The organism is Ornithinimicrobium pratense, from assembly GCF_008843165.1.
GTDB classification, from domain to species: domain Bacteria; phylum Actinomycetota; class Actinomycetes; order Actinomycetales; family Dermatophilaceae; genus Ornithinicoccus; species Ornithinicoccus pratensis.
In genome coordinates this window covers 1,677,607-1,692,138 of record NZ_CP044427.1, presented here as the reverse complement: position 1 = coordinate 1,692,138, position 14,532 = coordinate 1,677,607, and the positions used below count along the sequence as shown (strand labels likewise).

General features: G+C 71.0%; 14 protein-coding genes, 1 pseudogene and 1 riboswitch. Of the genes and pseudogenes, 5 read left to right on the top strand and 10 right to left on the bottom strand.

The genetic code is table 11. From position 1 onward, the window contains the following. Window position 1: 1 nt before the first annotated feature. The gene (locus FY030_RS07655) at window positions 2-796 is read right to left on the bottom strand and encodes an ankyrin repeat domain-containing protein (RefSeq protein ID WP_158060998.1); all 795 of its coding nucleotides are present in this window, start codon (window positions 794-796) and stop codon (window positions 2-4) included. Window positions 797-1,027: 231 nt separating this feature from the next. Between FY030_RS07655 and FY030_RS07650 the strand changes: the two genes are divergently transcribed. The 4 genes from FY030_RS07650 (at window position 1,028) to FY030_RS07635 (ending at window position 3,696) form a co-directional block, all read left to right on the top strand. After that, the gene (locus FY030_RS07650) at window positions 1,028-1,444 is read left to right on the top strand and encodes a DUF4342 domain-containing protein (protein ID WP_158060997.1); all 417 of its coding nucleotides are present in this window, start codon (window positions 1,028-1,030) and stop codon (window positions 1,442-1,444) included. Between the two features lie 46 nt (window positions 1,445-1,490). Then, entirely contained in the window at window positions 1,491-1,919 is a 429-nt protein-coding gene (locus FY030_RS07645; protein WP_158060996.1) for an HIT family protein, read from the top strand. Further along, entirely contained in the window at window positions 1,916-2,494 is a 579-nt protein-coding gene (locus FY030_RS07640) for a DoxX family protein (RefSeq protein WP_158060995.1), read from the top strand. The genes FY030_RS07645 and FY030_RS07640 overlap by 4 nt, the downstream gene beginning before the upstream one ends. A gap of 65 nt (window positions 2,495-2,559) precedes the next feature. Then, window positions 2,560-3,696: a methyltransferase domain-containing protein gene (locus tag FY030_RS07635; protein ID WP_158060994.1), complete on the top strand. Its 1,137-nt coding sequence runs from the start codon at window positions 2,560-2,562 to the stop codon at window positions 3,694-3,696. Window positions 3,697-3,722: 26 nt separating this feature from the next. On the opposite strand, the gene tpx is transcribed toward FY030_RS07635, so the two are convergent. Then, the gene (gene tpx / locus FY030_RS07630; protein WP_158060993.1) at window positions 3,723-4,256 is read right to left on the bottom strand and encodes a thiol peroxidase; all 534 of its coding nucleotides are present in this window, start codon (window positions 4,254-4,256) and stop codon (window positions 3,723-3,725) included. A gap of 107 nt (window positions 4,257-4,363) precedes the next feature. Between tpx and FY030_RS07625 the strand changes: the two genes are divergently transcribed. Then, complete coding sequence (locus FY030_RS07625) at window positions 4,364-4,702, top strand: hypothetical protein (protein ID WP_158060992.1); 339 nt, start codon at window positions 4,364-4,366, stop codon at window positions 4,700-4,702. Window positions 4,703-4,741: 39 nt separating this feature from the next. On the opposite strand, the gene FY030_RS07620 is transcribed toward FY030_RS07625, so the two are convergent. From FY030_RS07620 to FY030_RS07585, 8 genes and pseudogenes are all read right to left on the bottom strand, one after another. Next, complete coding sequence (locus FY030_RS07620) at window positions 4,742-5,362, bottom strand: L-threonylcarbamoyladenylate synthase (RefSeq protein ID WP_158060991.1); 621 nt, start codon at window positions 5,360-5,362, stop codon at window positions 4,742-4,744. Window positions 5,363-5,454: 92 nt separating this feature from the next. Next, the gene (locus FY030_RS07615) at window positions 5,455-6,255 is read right to left on the bottom strand and encodes an alpha/beta fold hydrolase (RefSeq protein WP_158060990.1); all 801 of its coding nucleotides are present in this window, start codon (window positions 6,253-6,255) and stop codon (window positions 5,455-5,457) included. After that, window positions 6,252-7,229: a GNAT family N-acetyltransferase gene (locus tag FY030_RS07610; protein WP_158060989.1), complete on the bottom strand. Its 978-nt coding sequence runs from the start codon at window positions 7,227-7,229 to the stop codon at window positions 6,252-6,254. Before FY030_RS07610 ends, FY030_RS07615 begins: the two co-directional genes overlap by 4 nt. 106 nt (window positions 7,230-7,335) lie before the next feature. Beyond that, window positions 7,336-8,508, bottom strand: a pseudogene (locus tag FY030_RS07605) (APC family permease); the annotation flags it as partial. A gap of 51 nt (window positions 8,509-8,559) precedes the next feature. Continuing rightward, window positions 8,560-8,982 carry an OsmC family protein gene (locus tag FY030_RS07600; protein ID WP_158060988.1) on the bottom strand — a complete coding sequence of 141 codons (423 nt, stop codon included), beginning with the start codon at window positions 8,980-8,982 and terminating at the stop codon, window positions 8,560-8,562. A gap of 5 nt (window positions 8,983-8,987) precedes the next feature. Further along, the gene (locus FY030_RS07595; protein ID WP_158060987.1) at window positions 8,988-10,493 is read right to left on the bottom strand and encodes a glutamate-cysteine ligase family protein; all 1,506 of its coding nucleotides are present in this window, start codon (window positions 10,491-10,493) and stop codon (window positions 8,988-8,990) included. A 151-nt stretch (window positions 10,494-10,644) separates the two neighbouring features. Then, a complete protein-coding gene (gene gcvP / locus FY030_RS07590; protein WP_158060986.1) occupies window positions 10,645-13,599 on the bottom strand; it encodes an aminomethyl-transferring glycine dehydrogenase in 2,955 nt (984 codons plus the stop codon). Window positions 13,600-13,708: 109 nt separating this feature from the next. Continuing rightward, a riboswitch (glycine riboswitch) is annotated at window positions 13,709-13,807 on the bottom strand. 99 nt (window positions 13,808-13,906) lie between these two features. Next, entirely contained in the window at window positions 13,907-14,503 is a 597-nt protein-coding gene (locus FY030_RS07585) for a MerR family transcriptional regulator (RefSeq protein ID WP_158060985.1), read from the bottom strand. Window positions 14,504-14,532: the final 29 nt, after the last annotated feature.

Below are 14,532 nucleotides of genomic sequence, written 5' to 3'. Positions count from 1 at the left end.
CTCACCGGCCACTCCTGGCCACGCGCGCATCCTCGTGCAGCGGGACATCGTGGGCCTGAAGCCACTCGGCCACCTGCCGCCGCTCGCGCAGAGCCCGGTCGTTCATGAGGTCGGCGTCTGACTGCCAGAAGAAGGTCTGGAAGGTCGCGCCGTCGTCGGACTGGGCCTCCGGGTCGGCACCGGCCTCGAGCAGGGTGAGCACCTGCGAGCCCGCGTTGAGCATCGCAGCTCGGTGCAGCGCTGTCGTGCCCGTGCGGTCGGCCAGGGTCACCTCCGCACCGGCCTCGAGCAGCATCTGGAACTGCTCGTGGGTGCGTAGGCCGGTCGCCTCGATAAGAGGCGTGCGCTCGGTGACGGGATGCCGCAGGTCCGGGTCGACCCCGGCGTCGAGCAGGACCTGAAGGCATCGGGGGTGGTCCGCGATCGCGGCCAGGTGCACGACCGTGCCCCCGCCGATGCCGGGTCGGGTGACATCGGCGCCGAGCTCGAGCAGCGTCTGCAGCGAGCTGGGCTGCCGCTCGTAGACCGCCCACTCCAGCAGGGTCACCCCGTCCTTGCCGGCCGCGTCGACCGAGGCCCCGTCCTCGACCGCCTGCTGGATCCTGGACGGTGACCCGGCGGCGATGGCCTGGGCCAACTCCTGGGTCTGGGGGTCCTCGAAGTGGGCCTCCGCGTCGCGGCCAGTCCCGCCGCCCGGCATGCCGGTGCCCAGCATCCCGCAGCCGGACGCCAGCAGGACCGTGCACAGCAGCATCCCGGACAGTCGCAGCGCGGCCCCGACCCGTTGCCTGATCATGGGCCAGACCCTACCCAGGACCGGGAAGCCGGTGCTGCTGGCTCCACGCGTCGCGGAGGAGCACGAGGGCCTTCCAGGGGCCGGCGCGGGGCCACCCTCTGGTTGCCGTCGCGGTCGGCGCTGCCGGTTCGAGACTGGGGGATACCCCACAGCCGCCGCCGCTGTCGGTAGCGTGGTCCACGTCGGCACCCACCGGCAGGGCGAGGACCACGACTAAGAGGACCGGACACCATGAACGAGCAGCCAGGACGCACCTTCACCGAGCGGATCGAGACCACCGGCGCCGAGCTGACCGAGCGGGTCAAGGAGCTGGCCAAGCAGGCCGACACCCGGCGGGTGGTGATCAAGGACCAGGACGGCAAGGAGCTGCTGAGCCTGCCCTTGACCTGGGGTATGGCCGGTGGCGCCCTGGCCGTCGTGGCTGCGCCCCTGCTGGCCGCCGTCGCCGCCGTCGGCGGGGCGATGGCCAACGTGCGGCTCGAGGTGGAGCGAGTGAGCCCCCCGGGCTCGCCGTGGGATACAGCGCAGGGCCGGCCGGCCCGGGACGGCTGGGTGGAGGACGATCCCGACTGGACGCCTCCGGAGGCCGGGCACCAGGACGACGCGGGCGACCAGGACGACGCCCCGCCCGTTGCCTCGCCCAGCTGAGCGCAGCACCGGCCGACGCCATGACCGGACCACTACGCTGACCGACATGGCGAGCATCTTCAGCAAGATCATCAGCGGCGACATTCCTGGCCAGTTGCTGTGGACGGACGAGGTCTGCGCCGTCTTCCTCGACATCGAGCCCCTCACGGCCGGCCATGCCCTGGTGGTGCCGCGGGCGGAGATCGACCACTGGCTGGACCTGCCTGGCGAGACGCTCACGCACCTGATGGACGTCGCCGCCCGCGTCGGCAGGGCTCAGGAGGATGTCTTCGCCCCGGCCCGCATCGGGATGATCATCCAGGGTTTTGAGGTGCCCCACGCCCACCTGCACGTCTTCCCGGCCCACGCGGCCAGCGACTTTGAGCTGTCCCGGCGTTCCAGCCGGACCCCGGAGCAGCTGGCGGAGGATGCCGACGTGCTGCGGGCTGCGCTGCGCGCACAGGGCGACGACGCGCGCGTTCCCGGCGGGGCATGAGCGCCGACCGCCCCGCCCAGCCCTACGGCGGAGCAGGCGGCCACGAGGAAGGCCGTGGCGACGGCGAGGACGTGGACGCCCGCTACCACCGCGAGGTCGACGACCCCGCAACCTGGGACGACGACGCCTACGCGCTGATCGGGCCGGTCGAGGCCCACGGCCGAGGAGTCGACCTCGGCCTCCTCCTGGTCAGGGGCGGCTCCCTCGCCCTTGTCCCGCACGGACTGCACAAGGCTTTCGACATGCCCGCCTTCACGCAGGCCGTGGCCGGCTCCTTCGTCGGTGCGCAGGCGCCAGAGGTGATCGCCTGGGTGGTGATGCTGGGCCAGGTGGGCCTGCCGCTGCTCCTCGCGATCGGCCTGTTCACCCGCCCGGCAGCCTTCCTCCTGGCGGCGATGATGTCCGCCATCTGGGCGTTGATGTTCGCGGTACGGCTCGATTACACGGTCCTTGGTCCCCAGGGTGAGCTCACCGGCGAGAACGCCCTGCTCTACGTCGCGCTCGCTCTGCCGCTGGTCTTCACCGGGGCCGGCCGCTGGTCGCTGGACAGCCTTCGCACAGCCGGTCGCCCTTGACCGCACGGGCCAGTTCCCCCACCTAGGCTGTCCGGCGGGTTGGTTCGTCCACCTACGCTGGTCCGGTGCAGTGCGACTACTTCGACGCCGGTGCCTGTGGGTCCTGCACCCTCATGGGGGTGCCGTATGCCGCCCAGCTCGCCAGCACCCAGCGCACGGCCGCCGCCTACCTGGCTGAGCACGTCCCGCATGACCGCTGGCTCGACCCGCAGCCCAGCCGGGAGGCGGGCTTCCGCAACAAGGCCAAGCTGGTGGTCGGCGGCCGGAAGGGGGCACCGACCCTGGGCATCCTCGACCCGGGAGGTGAGGGGGTCGAGCTGCGTCACTGCGGCCTCTACGAGGCCGAGCTGCACCGCGCTGTCCTGGTCCTGGCCGACCTGGTGGCCAGCTCGGGGCTCACGCCCTACGACGTGCCGACCCGCCAGGGGGAGCTGAAGCACCTGCTGGTGACAGTCTCACCCGACGCGCAGCTCATGGTCCGCCTGGTGCTGCGCTCCCCCGGCCAGCTGTCCCGAGTGCGGGAGCTGGCCGGCCCGCTGCGGCAGGCGCTGCCTGGCCTGCGCGTGCTCTCGGTCAACCTGCAGCCCGAGCACAAGGCGGTGCTCGAGGGCTCCGAGGAGCTGGTCCTGAGCGAGCAGGACACCCTACCCATGCGGGTCAACGACCTGGTCTTGCATCTGGGCACCCGGAGCTTCTTCCAGACGAACACTGCGGTGGCTGCGGCGCTCTACGCCCAGGCTGCGCGCTGGGTCGACGGCGTGGACGGCGGCCAGGGCCCCCGGGTGCTGTGGGACCTCTACTGTGGTGTCGGCGGCTTCGCCCTGCACTGCGCCGCGCCGGGGCGTGAGGTGCTCGGCGTCGAGGTGTCGCAGGACGCGGTGGCCAGCGCCCGCCGATCGGCGGAGGAGCAAGGGCTGACGGATACCCACTTCCACGAGGGTGATGCCACGACGATGCTCGGTGAGGCGGGCGCTCCGGACATGGTCGTGGTCAACCCGCCGCGCCGCGGGCTGGGTCCCCGGCTCGCGGGGCGGCTGGAGCAGAGCCACGTGCAGCACCTGGTCTACTCCAGCTGCAATGCGCGCAGCCTGGCCGGCGACCTGTCCAGGATGCCGTCTTGGCAGGTCGAGCGGGCCAGGCTGTTCGACATGTTCCCGCAGACCGACCATCACGAGGTGGCAGTGCTGCTGCGCCGCCGGTGAAGGGCGGCTCGGCGGCGGGTCAGGGCTCAACTGGAGGAGGCCGAGCCCTCAGCGGACACGGCGCCGCCCAGGATCTCGACGGCCGCGTCGTAGTCCGGCTCCTCGCCAATCGCCGGCACCAACTGGGTGTGCAGCACGCTGCCGTCGGTGTCGACCACGACCACGGCCCGAGCCAGCAGCCCTTCCAACGGGCCGTCCAGCATCCGCACGCCGTAGTCGTCCCCGAAGCTGCTGCGGAAGCCGGACGCCGAGACGACGTCCTCGATGCCTTCCGCGCCACAGAACCGCTTCAGCGCGAACGGCAGGTCGTGCGAGGCGCAGACCACCGTGGTGTTGTCCAGACCGGCGGCGATCTCGTTGAAGCGGTGCACCGAAGCGGCGCACACGCCGGTGTCGACGCTGGGGAAGATGTTGAGGACCACGCGGCGGCCGCGCAGGTCGGCGCTGCTCACCTCGGCCAGGTCGGTGCCGACGAGGAGGAAGTCTGGTGCCTCGGTGCCCACCTCGGGCAGTTCGCCGACCGTGTGGACGGGGGTCTCCTTGAAGGTCGTTGTGGCCATGGAGCCTGTCTATCATCCGGCGATAGCAGGCCCACCACCCGGTCAGGACCCGCGTGACTCTGACATGATGGGGGCGTTCTCCCCCGGACATGGAAGTTGGAGCGAAGATGCCGAACACCTTCGATGCGGTCCCCCAGGCAGCACGCGCCCGCAGCGTGGCCTTCCTGGAGGTGGACGCTCCAGCCCAGCGGCTGGAGGTCATCATGGACGAGGCCCAGCTGCACCGGGGGTCGCTGCGTGAGCAGGACGGCTACACCATCCCCTTCCGCGAGGGTGGGCAGGTGCGGATCCGCGTCGTCGAGGGCGGTGCGGACAGTGGGCCGGGTCTGCGCTTTGAGGTCCGTGCCCCCAACGAGGAGCGGCGCAGCTACATCGAGCAGATCATGGCCGAGCAGGCGGGAACCCAGCTGACGGACGCCGTCACCCTGGACTGGCAGCGCAACTGACGCGCCGCGGGCGAGCAGTCCCGCGCGACCTCCACCACGTCACTGGAAGGGCGCTGGATCCCCCGAGCCCTCACGGACCACCTCGACCTGCCCCGCCGAGAAGTCCACTACCGTGGTCGGTTCGCACCCCGTCTGGTCACCGTCGATGACCACGTCGACGACGTGGTCGAGGCGCTCCTTGACCTCCCAGCCGTAACCCAGGGGCTCATCCTCCCCCGGCAGGAGCAAGGTGCTGGTCAGCAGCGGCTCCCCCATCTCGGCGAGCAGGGCGTGCGCGATCGGGCTGTCCGGGATGCGCACCCCGACGGTCTTCTTCCTCGGGTGCAACAGGCGACGGGGCACCTCCTTGGTGGCCGGCAGGATGAAGGTGTAGCTGCCCGGCGTGGTGGCCTTCACCGCGCGGAAGACGGTGTTGTCTACCTGCACGAACTGCCCCATCTGCGAGAAGTCCGCACACATCAGCGTGAAGTGGTGCCGGTCGTCGAGGCGACGGATGTCCACGATCCGCTGCTTGGCGGCCGGGTCACCCAGCCGGGCACCCAGCGTGTAGCAGGCGTCGGTCGGGAAGGCAGCCAGCCCACCCTCGCGCAGGATGTTGGCCACCTGCTGGATGAGCCGGGGCTGGGGGTCGACCGGGTGGATGTCCACGAAGCGCGCCATGCTCCGACACTCTAGCCAGCGGGGCGCCCCGTCGTCCGGACCGGCCTTGGGCGGTTGCGCCCGCCACGGTATGCGGCGGCCTCGCCCCCAGGTCAGCCTTGGCGCTGCAGGAAGTAGCGCAGGGTGGCGACGAAGGCGTCCGGCTCCTGGGAGTGCACCCAGTGCCCGGCGTCCTTGATCGTCACCTGCACCGCCTTGGGGAAGAGCTGACGCATCACGGGACCCTGCTCGTCGGTGACGTAGTCCGAACGGCCACCGGCCATCCACAGCACCGGCCCCTCGAAGGTGCGGCCCCCGTGCGGGATGTCGCCGGTGATCGTGTCCAGGTCGCGCCGCAGCAGGTGCAGGTTGGGCTGCCAGTCGAAGGTCTTGGTCTCCCGGTCGCGGCGCAGGTTCTGCAGCAGGAAGCCGCGCAGGTAGGGCTGCGGGACGTCCTGGGCCAGGGCACGGTCGGCGTCGCCGTGGCTGCGCAGGGCGGCGAGCTCGATCCGGGCCAGGGAGTCCAGGTAGTGGGCGAACTCGGAGGCCCCGGAGCTGCCCGTCGGCGAGATGTCGACCACGACGAGCCGGTCGACCAGATCGGGGGCGATCAGCGCCAGGGTCATCGCGATCTTGCCGCCCATGGAGTGGCCGACCACGTGCACCGGCCCGTCCGCGGCCACGCCCTCGCGCAGGTGGTGGGCGACCAGCTCCGCAGCGTGCCCGTAGTCGAACTCATCGGTCCACGGCGAGGTGCCGTGATCGGGCATGTCGAGCAGCAGGCTGCGGAAGTCCGGCTGCAGGGCCTTGGCCGCGCTGGTGAAGTTCTTGCCCCGGCCGAACAGGCCGTGGCAGAAGACGACCCAGGGGCCAGAGTCACCGATTCGGGTCTCCCCCAGCGGCTGACCCGTCACGCGGACGCCTTCACGGGGCGCCGCATCGCCGCCGTCTGCCGCAGCTGGTGGAAGCCGAGTCGCTCGTAGAGCCGAGTGGCCCCCGTCGGGCTGGTGGAGTCGACGTCGAGGTCGATGACGTCGTAGTCCCCGCTTGCGGCGCTCAGCCCGATGGTGCGGCGCAGACAGGCCGCCGCCAGGCCACGACCGCGGAACGCGGCGACCGTGCCGACCAGGTTGACGTAGGCCTCGCGGTCGACCCACTGGCCGACCAGGACGTAGGCGACGACCTGACCGTCGTGCTCCCCGCCGCGGGCGACGGCGATGGTGGACAGCTCTGCCCTGGCGGACCGGGAGACCCAGCGCTCGTGCCACGGGCCGGGCGCGACCGGTCCAGATCCCCAGTGGTCCGTGAACGCCTGCTCATGCGCCACCCGCGTGGCCCCCTCATGCCCGGGGCCGGGGCTGAGCAGCTCGATGTCGTCGTAGGCCGGCCCCGGGGGCAGGTCCGCGACGTCGTCCAGGTCCCGGCGCAGGTGGTTGAAGTGCCGCACCACCGCATACCCGTGGTCGGTGAGCAGCTCGCGGGCTGAGGAACCGGCGAGCTGGCCGTCGGCGCTGAAGTAGGCCTCCCGTCCCGGGTGCCGCTCCGCGAGCAGCTCGCGGCCGCGCGCCTCGCACAGAGCCAGCAGTCGGCTGCCCAGGCCGCGGCCCCGGTGGTCGGGATGCACCCCACCGGACACGGAGCAGCGGGCCCGCCCCTCGTAGTCGGGGGTCGGTGGGACGGACACCGCCGCGTCGGCGACCATGCGGTCCCCGTCCCAGACGGCCCAGGTGTCTCGCTGAGGGTCGCGGTGGCTGCTGTCCAGCTCCTCCGCGAGGTTCTCGACCGAGCTGAACTCCCCGGTGCCGTCGACCTTGGCGAGGTGGTTGACAAGCGTTGCCCACGGCTCCAGGTCGGCATGCGAGACGGGCGCCCAGCGATAGTCGGTCATGGCGCAGATCCTCCCTCACCGAGTCCTCGACGCCCAAACGGCGCGACCAGGTAGGCAACCCCCCGGCCGCCACCACGGCCAGCCCCACAAGCACCGATGCCATCGGGAGCGCGACCACCAGCACCAGGCACCCGGCCAGGCCCAGCACTGGCACCCAGGAGCCGGCGGGCCACTCCCGACGCAGGGTAAACGCTGCGGCGTTGGCCACGGCGTAGTAGAGCAGCACCCCGAAGCTGGAGAAACCGATCACGCCGCGCAGGTCGGCGACCAGCACCAGGACCAGCACCACCAGACCCACCCCAAGCTCGGCCACCCGCGGCACCGCCTGCGGACCGGCTGTCGTGGCCAGCACCTGCGGCAGATGTCCGTCCCGGGCCATCGCCAAGGTGGTGCGGGAGACCCCGAGCACCAGGTTGAGCAGAGCGCCCAGCGCCGCCAGCCCGGCCGCTACGCGAACCACCCAGGCCCACCCCGATCCCCAGACCACGGCGGCGGCGTCGGCCACCGGCGCGGTCGCGGCGGCCGTCCCGGCCGGGCCGAGGACGCCAAGAACCACCACCCCCACGACCGCGTAGAGGACCAGGACCGCCCCGAGGGCGATGACCACAGCCCGCGGGATGACCCGGGCTGGGTCGCGCACCTCCTCCCCCAGCGTGGCGACACGGGCATAACCGGCAAAGGCGAAGAAGAGCAGGCCAGCCGCCTGCAGCACCCCCCAGCCGCTCTCCGGGGCAGCCACCAGCTGCGAAGAGTCCAGCAGCGACCCGGACGGGCGGGGCCACACGGCGGCGACCGCGACACCGAGCAGGGCACAGGCCACAACCGACACGATGACGCGGGAGGCGGCCACCGAGCGGTGCACGCCGGCCAGGTTGAGGGCGGTCACCAGCACCACGGACACCACCGCGGCGACCCGTTCGGCGCCGGGCACCAGGTAGGCCCCGACCGTCATCGCCATCGCCGCGCAGGAGGCGGTCTTGCCGACGATGAAGCACCAGCCGGCCAGGTAGCCCCATACCTCCCCCAGCCGCTCCCGGCCGTAGACGTAGGTGCCGCCCGCCGAGGGGTAGCGGGCCGCCAACGCCGCGGAGGACAGCGCATTGCACACGGCTACCGCGGCGGCGAGGGCCAGGGCCAGGAGCACGGCGCCGCCGGCGGCAGCGGTTGCGGGACCCCACACCGCGAACACCCCGGCTCCCACCATGGCACCGAGGCCGATGGTGACGGCGTCCCCGAGGCCTAGAGACCGGTGCAGCGTCGGCTGGACAGGTGGCGTCACGAGCGTCCTAGTGCGTCGATGGTGTGGTGCGCGTCGATGGCTCGGCGGCGCCTAGTCGATCCGGTAGGTGACCGGCGTCGGGAGCTGGACAGTGCGGGAGACCGTGCAGAGCCGGTCGCGAGACTTGGCCACGGCGTCCGGCAGCCGCTCCCGGGCCGCGGCCCCGGCCTCACCCTCGGGGAAGGTCACCGAGACGGTGATGGTGATCGGCCCCATGTGGTTGCCGTCCTCGTCGCGCAGCTTCTCCCCCGCCGCGGACAGGGTGAAACTGTCCGGCTCGGCCAGCCGCGTGGTGAGCAGGTCGATGTCGACCGCTGAGCAGCCGGCCATCGCCGCGAGCAGCAGCTCGACCGGGGTGAAGTCCGCGGTGCCGCCGGACGACATGGTCACCGTGCCTCCCCGGTCGTTGGTCGCCTGGAAGGTCAGAGGTCCGGTGCGGGTCAGCGACACCGAGCGCGGTGCGTCGTCAGCCATGGGCCCTAGTCTGCCTTAGGCGCGACCTCCGGGACCCCCCAGGTGTGGACCGGCAGGTTGTCCTCGCTGTGGTCCAAGTAGAGCCTGAACATCTCCTGCAGCGCCTCCTCCCGGGAGTAGCCGGCCGCCTCGTGGGCCCGCACCACCGCGACCTGCCAGCTGGCGCCGTTGGTCCGGGTGCGGCAGCGGCCCTCGATGATGGACAGGAAGTGGCTGCGGACCTCACGGCGCAGGCCGAGCGCAGACAGGCCGTCGTCGGCGACCGAGAGCAGGTGCTCCTCGATGAGATCGGTAGCCCGGATCTTGCCCAGGCCCGGCCAGCGCTGGATCGCGGCGATGCCGTGGGTGGCCGCCTCGCGAAAGTTGTGGTCCGCGTCCTGGAAGCTCATCTTGGTCCAGATCGGCCGCCCGCTGGAGGTCGCGGCCTCCAGGAGCCCGTAGTAGAAGCAGGCGTTGGCCACCATGTCGACCACGGACGGGCCGGCGGGCAGCACGCGGTTCTCCACTCGCAGGTGGGGCACCCCTTGGCTGGTGTCGTAGATCGGCCGGTTCCACCGCCAGACTGTGCCGTTGTGCAGCTTGAGGTCGGTCAGCGACGGCACCCCGCCCGAGGCCAGGATGGCCTGGGCGTCCTCCTGGGAGCTCTCCGGCAGCAGGGCCGGGAAGGATTGGACGTTCTCCTCGAACAGGTCGAAGATCGAGGTGATCCAGTTGCGCCCGAAGTAGGCGCGGGGCCGCACCCCTTGGTACTTCAGCTCCACCGAACGGGTGTCGGTCATCTGGGTGAACAGCGGGATGCGGGTCTCGGCCCACAGCTGCTTGCCGAACAGGTAGGGCGAGTTGGCCCCGATCGCCACCTGCAGACCGGAGATGACGCAGGCGGCGTTCCAGTAGACCGGGAAGTCTTGGGGGGTGACCTGCTGGTGCAGCTGCACGCTGGTGCATCCTGACAAGGGACCGATGGTGTCGTGGTAGCTGCAGATCGACTCTCCGCTCGGGCCGATGATGTCCAGCTCCAAGCCCTCCCCGCGCTCGCGGATGAGGGAGTCGTTCAGGGCCTGGTAGCGCACCCCGTCGCTGAGCCACGGCCGGTCGAAGACCTCAGGGGTCAGGGTGGGCACGATCCCGATGGCGGCGACCCGGGCCTGGTGGGGCCGGGCCGCGTCTCCCGCCCGCCGGATCGACTGCGACAGCCACCGCTCCAGGCGCACCGCCTGGTCGCCCGCCATCGGCCGCGGCGGGACATTCATCTCGATGTTGTAGCGACCGACCTCGGACTGGAAGTCGCCCTCGTCGAGCTCGTCCAGCACCTCCCGGTTGCACAGGGCCGGCGAAAGGTCCGACTCATGCACGAGGTTGAGCTCGATCTCCAGCCCCATCTGCGGGCGGGTGAAGTCGAAGCGGCTGCCCTCCAGCATCTGCTCGAAGGCGTCCAGGTCGGCCAGCACCTTGGCACGGAAGCTCTGTCGCTGCTCCCGAGTGAACTCGCTGTGACTCACCTCTTGGCCCATGCCGGAATCCTCACATACTGTGGCGGGGATCACCACAGCCGGAGCACGCATGTCGTCTCCGGCTGCCCGCGCACGGCCAGCGGCCGGGGCACGGTATGTCGTGCCCCGGCCGTGGTGGGTCAGCTGCGGTGGGTCTCAGCTGCGGTGGGTCTCAGCCCTGGCCGGTCTGCGGCGGAGGACAGGTGGTCACCAGGTTGCGGTCGCCGTAGACCCCGTCGATGCGGCGCACCGGCGGCCAGTACTTGCGGGTCGGGTCCACGCCCTGCGGGTAGGCGGCGGTCATCCGGTCATAACGGTGGCCCCAGTCCCCGGCCAGGCTGACCGCGGTGTGCGGGGCGCCGCGCAGGACACTGCCCTCCACACCGTCCTCGGCGGCCTCGTCCATCTCGGCGCGGATCGCGACCATTGCCTCGATGAACCGGTCCAGCTCGGCCTTGTCCTCGGACTCGGTCGGCTCGACCATGAGCGTCCCGGCGACCGGGAAGGACATCGTCGGCGCATGGAAGCCGTAGTCGATCAGCCGCTTGGCCACGTCGTCGACGGTGACGCCCGTCTCCTTGGTCAGCCCGCGCAGGTCCAGGATGCACTCGTGGGCGACCAGGTCGTCGGCGCCGGTGTAGAGCACCGGGTAGTGCTCGTGCAGCCGCCTGGCGATGTAGTTGGCGTTGAGCACCGCGACCTGGGAGGACCGGGTCAACCCGGCGCCGCCGACCAGGCGGATGTAGGCCCAGGAGATCGGCAGGATGCTCGCCGAGCCGTAGGGGGCCGCCGAGATCGCCCCCACCCCGGTGTCCGGGCCGGCGTCGGTGATCAGCGGGTGGTTGGGCAGGTAGGGCGCCAGGTGCGAACGTACGCCGATGGGGCCCACGCCGGGACCGCCGCCGCCGTGCGGGATGGTGAACGTCTTGTGCAGGTTGAGGTGGGACACGTCGGCCCCGAACTCCCCCGGCTTGGCGATGCCCATCATCGCGTTGAGGTTCGCGCCGTCCAGGTAGACCTGGCCGCCCGCCTCGTGCACCATCTCGCACAGCTCGGTGATGGTGTCCTCGTAGACGCCGTGCGTGGAGGGGTAGGTGACCATGAGCGCGGCCACCTCGGCGCGGTGCTTGTCGACCTTGGCCCGCAGGTCCTCCAGGTCGACCTCGCCCTCGGAGGTGCTCTTGACCACGACCACCTTCAGCCCGGCCATCACCGCGCTGGCGGCGTTCGTGCCGTGCGCGCTGGAGGGGATCAGGCAGATGGTGCGCTGGTCGTCGCCGTTGGCGAGATGGTACTTGCGGATCGCCAGCAGCCCAGCGAACTCGCCCTGCGAGCCGGCGTTGGGCTGCATCGACACCTTGTCATAGCCGGTGATCTCTTCCAGCCACTCGCTCAGCTGGCGAACCAGCTCGCGGGAGCCCTCGGTCTGGTCCAGGGGGGCAAAGGGGTGCAACGCGCTGAACTCGGGCCACGTCACGGGCTCCATCTCCGTGGTCGAGTTGAGCTTCATCGTGCACGACCCCAGCGGGATCATGCCCCGGTCGAGGGCGAAGTCCTTGTCGGAGAGGCTGCGGATGTAGCGCAGCATCGCGGTCTCGCTCTTGTAGGTGTTGAACACAGGATGGGTCAGGTAGGTCTGCTCCGGGGTCCGGGTCAGCCTGCCCCACTCGGGCGCCTCGACCGTGGCGATCGACTCTGGGGCCGGCACGCCGAACGCGTCGGCGACGGCCCGCAGGTCCGCCAGGGTGGTCACCTCGTCGGCGGACAGCAGGACGGTGTCCTCGTCGACCTGCCAGAGGTTGATCCCGGTGTCCAGGGCCGCGGCCAGCACCTCGGCGGCCTTGCCGGGAGTCTTGACCGTCAGGGTGTCGAAGTAGCGGTCGACACCCAGTTCCAGACCGCCGGAGGTCAGCGCCTCGGCCAACGCCCTGGCCTTGGCGTGCGTCTCCAGCGCGATCCGCCGCAGCCCGTCCGGGCCGTGCCACACGGCATACATGCCGGCCATGACGGCGAGCAGCACCTGTGCGGTGGTGATGTTGGAGGTCGCCTTCTCACGACGGATGTGCTGCTCGCGGGTCTGCAGAGCCAGCCGGTATGCGGTGTTGCCGTCATCGTCCTTGCTCACGCCCACCAGGCGGCCGGGCAAGGTGCGCTCCAGGCCCCGGCGCACGCTCAGATAGCCGGCGTGCGGGCCGCCGTAGCCCATCGGCACCCCGAACCGCTGGGTGGTGCCGACCGCGACGTCGGCGCCCCACTCACCAGGGGGCGCCAGCAGGGTCAGCGCCAGCAGGTCCGCGGCCGCCGTGACCAGAGCGCCGACCTCGTGCGCGGCCTCGGCCAACGCCTGCCAGTCCCGGATCTGGCCGTCTGCGCCCGGGTACTGGACCAGCACGCCGAAGACGTCCCGGTCACCGGCGAGCGAGCGCAGCGCGTCGGCGTCGCCGACCTGCTCCAGGTCCGCGGCGACCACGTCGATGCCCAGCGGGGTAGCGCGGGTGGTGACCACGTCGAGGGTCTGCGGCAGCAGGTCCTTGTCGACGACCAGCACGGCGTCCTGGGCGACCTTGCTGGTGCGCCGCATGACCGCCATCGCCTCAGCGGCCGCGGTGCCCTCGTCGAGCAGGGACGCATTGGCGATAGCCAGCCCGGTGAGGTCGCTCACCATCGTCTGGTAGTTGAGCAGCGCCTCGAGCCGACCCTGGGAGATCTCCGGCTGGTAGGGGGTGTAGGCGGTGTACCAGGCGGGGTTCTCCAGGATGTTGCGCTTGACCACCGGCGGCGTCTGCGTGCCGTAGTAGCCCAGGCCGATCATCGAGGTGAGGACCTGGTTGCGGGAGGCCAGCTGGCGCAGCTCGGCGATGACCGCATGCTCGCTGGGCGAAGCCTCGATGGACAACGGCTCGGTCGAGCGGATGGCCGGCGGGACGGCGGCGTCGACGAGCGCCTCCAGGCTGTCGTAGCCCAGCGTCTGCAGCATCGATGCGACGTCGTCCTGCCGCGGGCCGACGTGGCGGCCAACGAAGTCGGACAAGGTGGTGGTGTCGAGAGGGCCGGCGTCGTCGGTCACGACGACGTCGGCGTCCGCGGCGGGGGTCAGTGCCTGGTCGTGGCTCGTGCGCGTACTCATCGGGGGTGGAGCTCCTCTTCAGGTCAGGGAAAGTGCACCATCCCCCTCTGTCCGGGCGCTCTCGCAGGCCGGGCAGACCGGCGGACGCGAACGGTCCGTTCCAGAGTGCCTCGGTCGCGCGGTCCTGGCGCCTGAGAGCTTGTCGGGGAGATTGCCCCTTCGGCGCCCCACCCGTAAACCTGGATGGGGACTCTCCCGCGTGACGTCAACGGCGGCACCAATCTACCAGTCGTCCCAGGTGGCCGGACCCTATGCGGGCAGGGGCTAGATGGTGAGTCGCCCCTCGCGCGGAGCCGACGAGGGCGGGTCAGGAGGTCTTGCGGGCGCGGCGACGCGCCGAGAGCTCATCGCCGGGGTGGTGCTCGCCCGAAACCTGGCCGGTCCGCTCGCTGGGCAGCTCAGCGAGCTGGCCCTCGACCTCGCGCCACACGCTGCCCACGGCGATGCCGAAGACGCCCTGACCCCCACGCATCAGGTCGATGACCTCATCGTCGCTAGTGCACTCATAGACGCTGGCACCGTCGCTCATCAGCATGATCCCGGCCAGGTCTTGCACGCCCCGCTCACGCAGCGCGGTCACGGCTACCCGGATCTGTTGCAGCGAGACCCCGGTGTCGAGCAGGCGCTTGATGATCTTCAGCACCAAGATGTCGCGGAAGCTGTAGAGCCGCTGCGTGCCGGACCCGGAGGGATTGCGCACCGAGGGCTCGACCAGGCCGGTGCGGGCCCAGTAGTCCAGCTGTCGGTAGGTCACGCCCGCCGCGCCGCAGGCTGTGGGCCCGCGGTAGCCGATGCTCTCGTCCAGTGCGGGGATGTCCTGGGTGAACAGCAGCCCCTGGGAAGGGACCTGCCGCTCGGTGCCACCGGGGGCATCAACGCCAGCGTTCACCGGTCCTCCTCGCATCTGTGACTAGTGTGACGCATGTGCTTCAT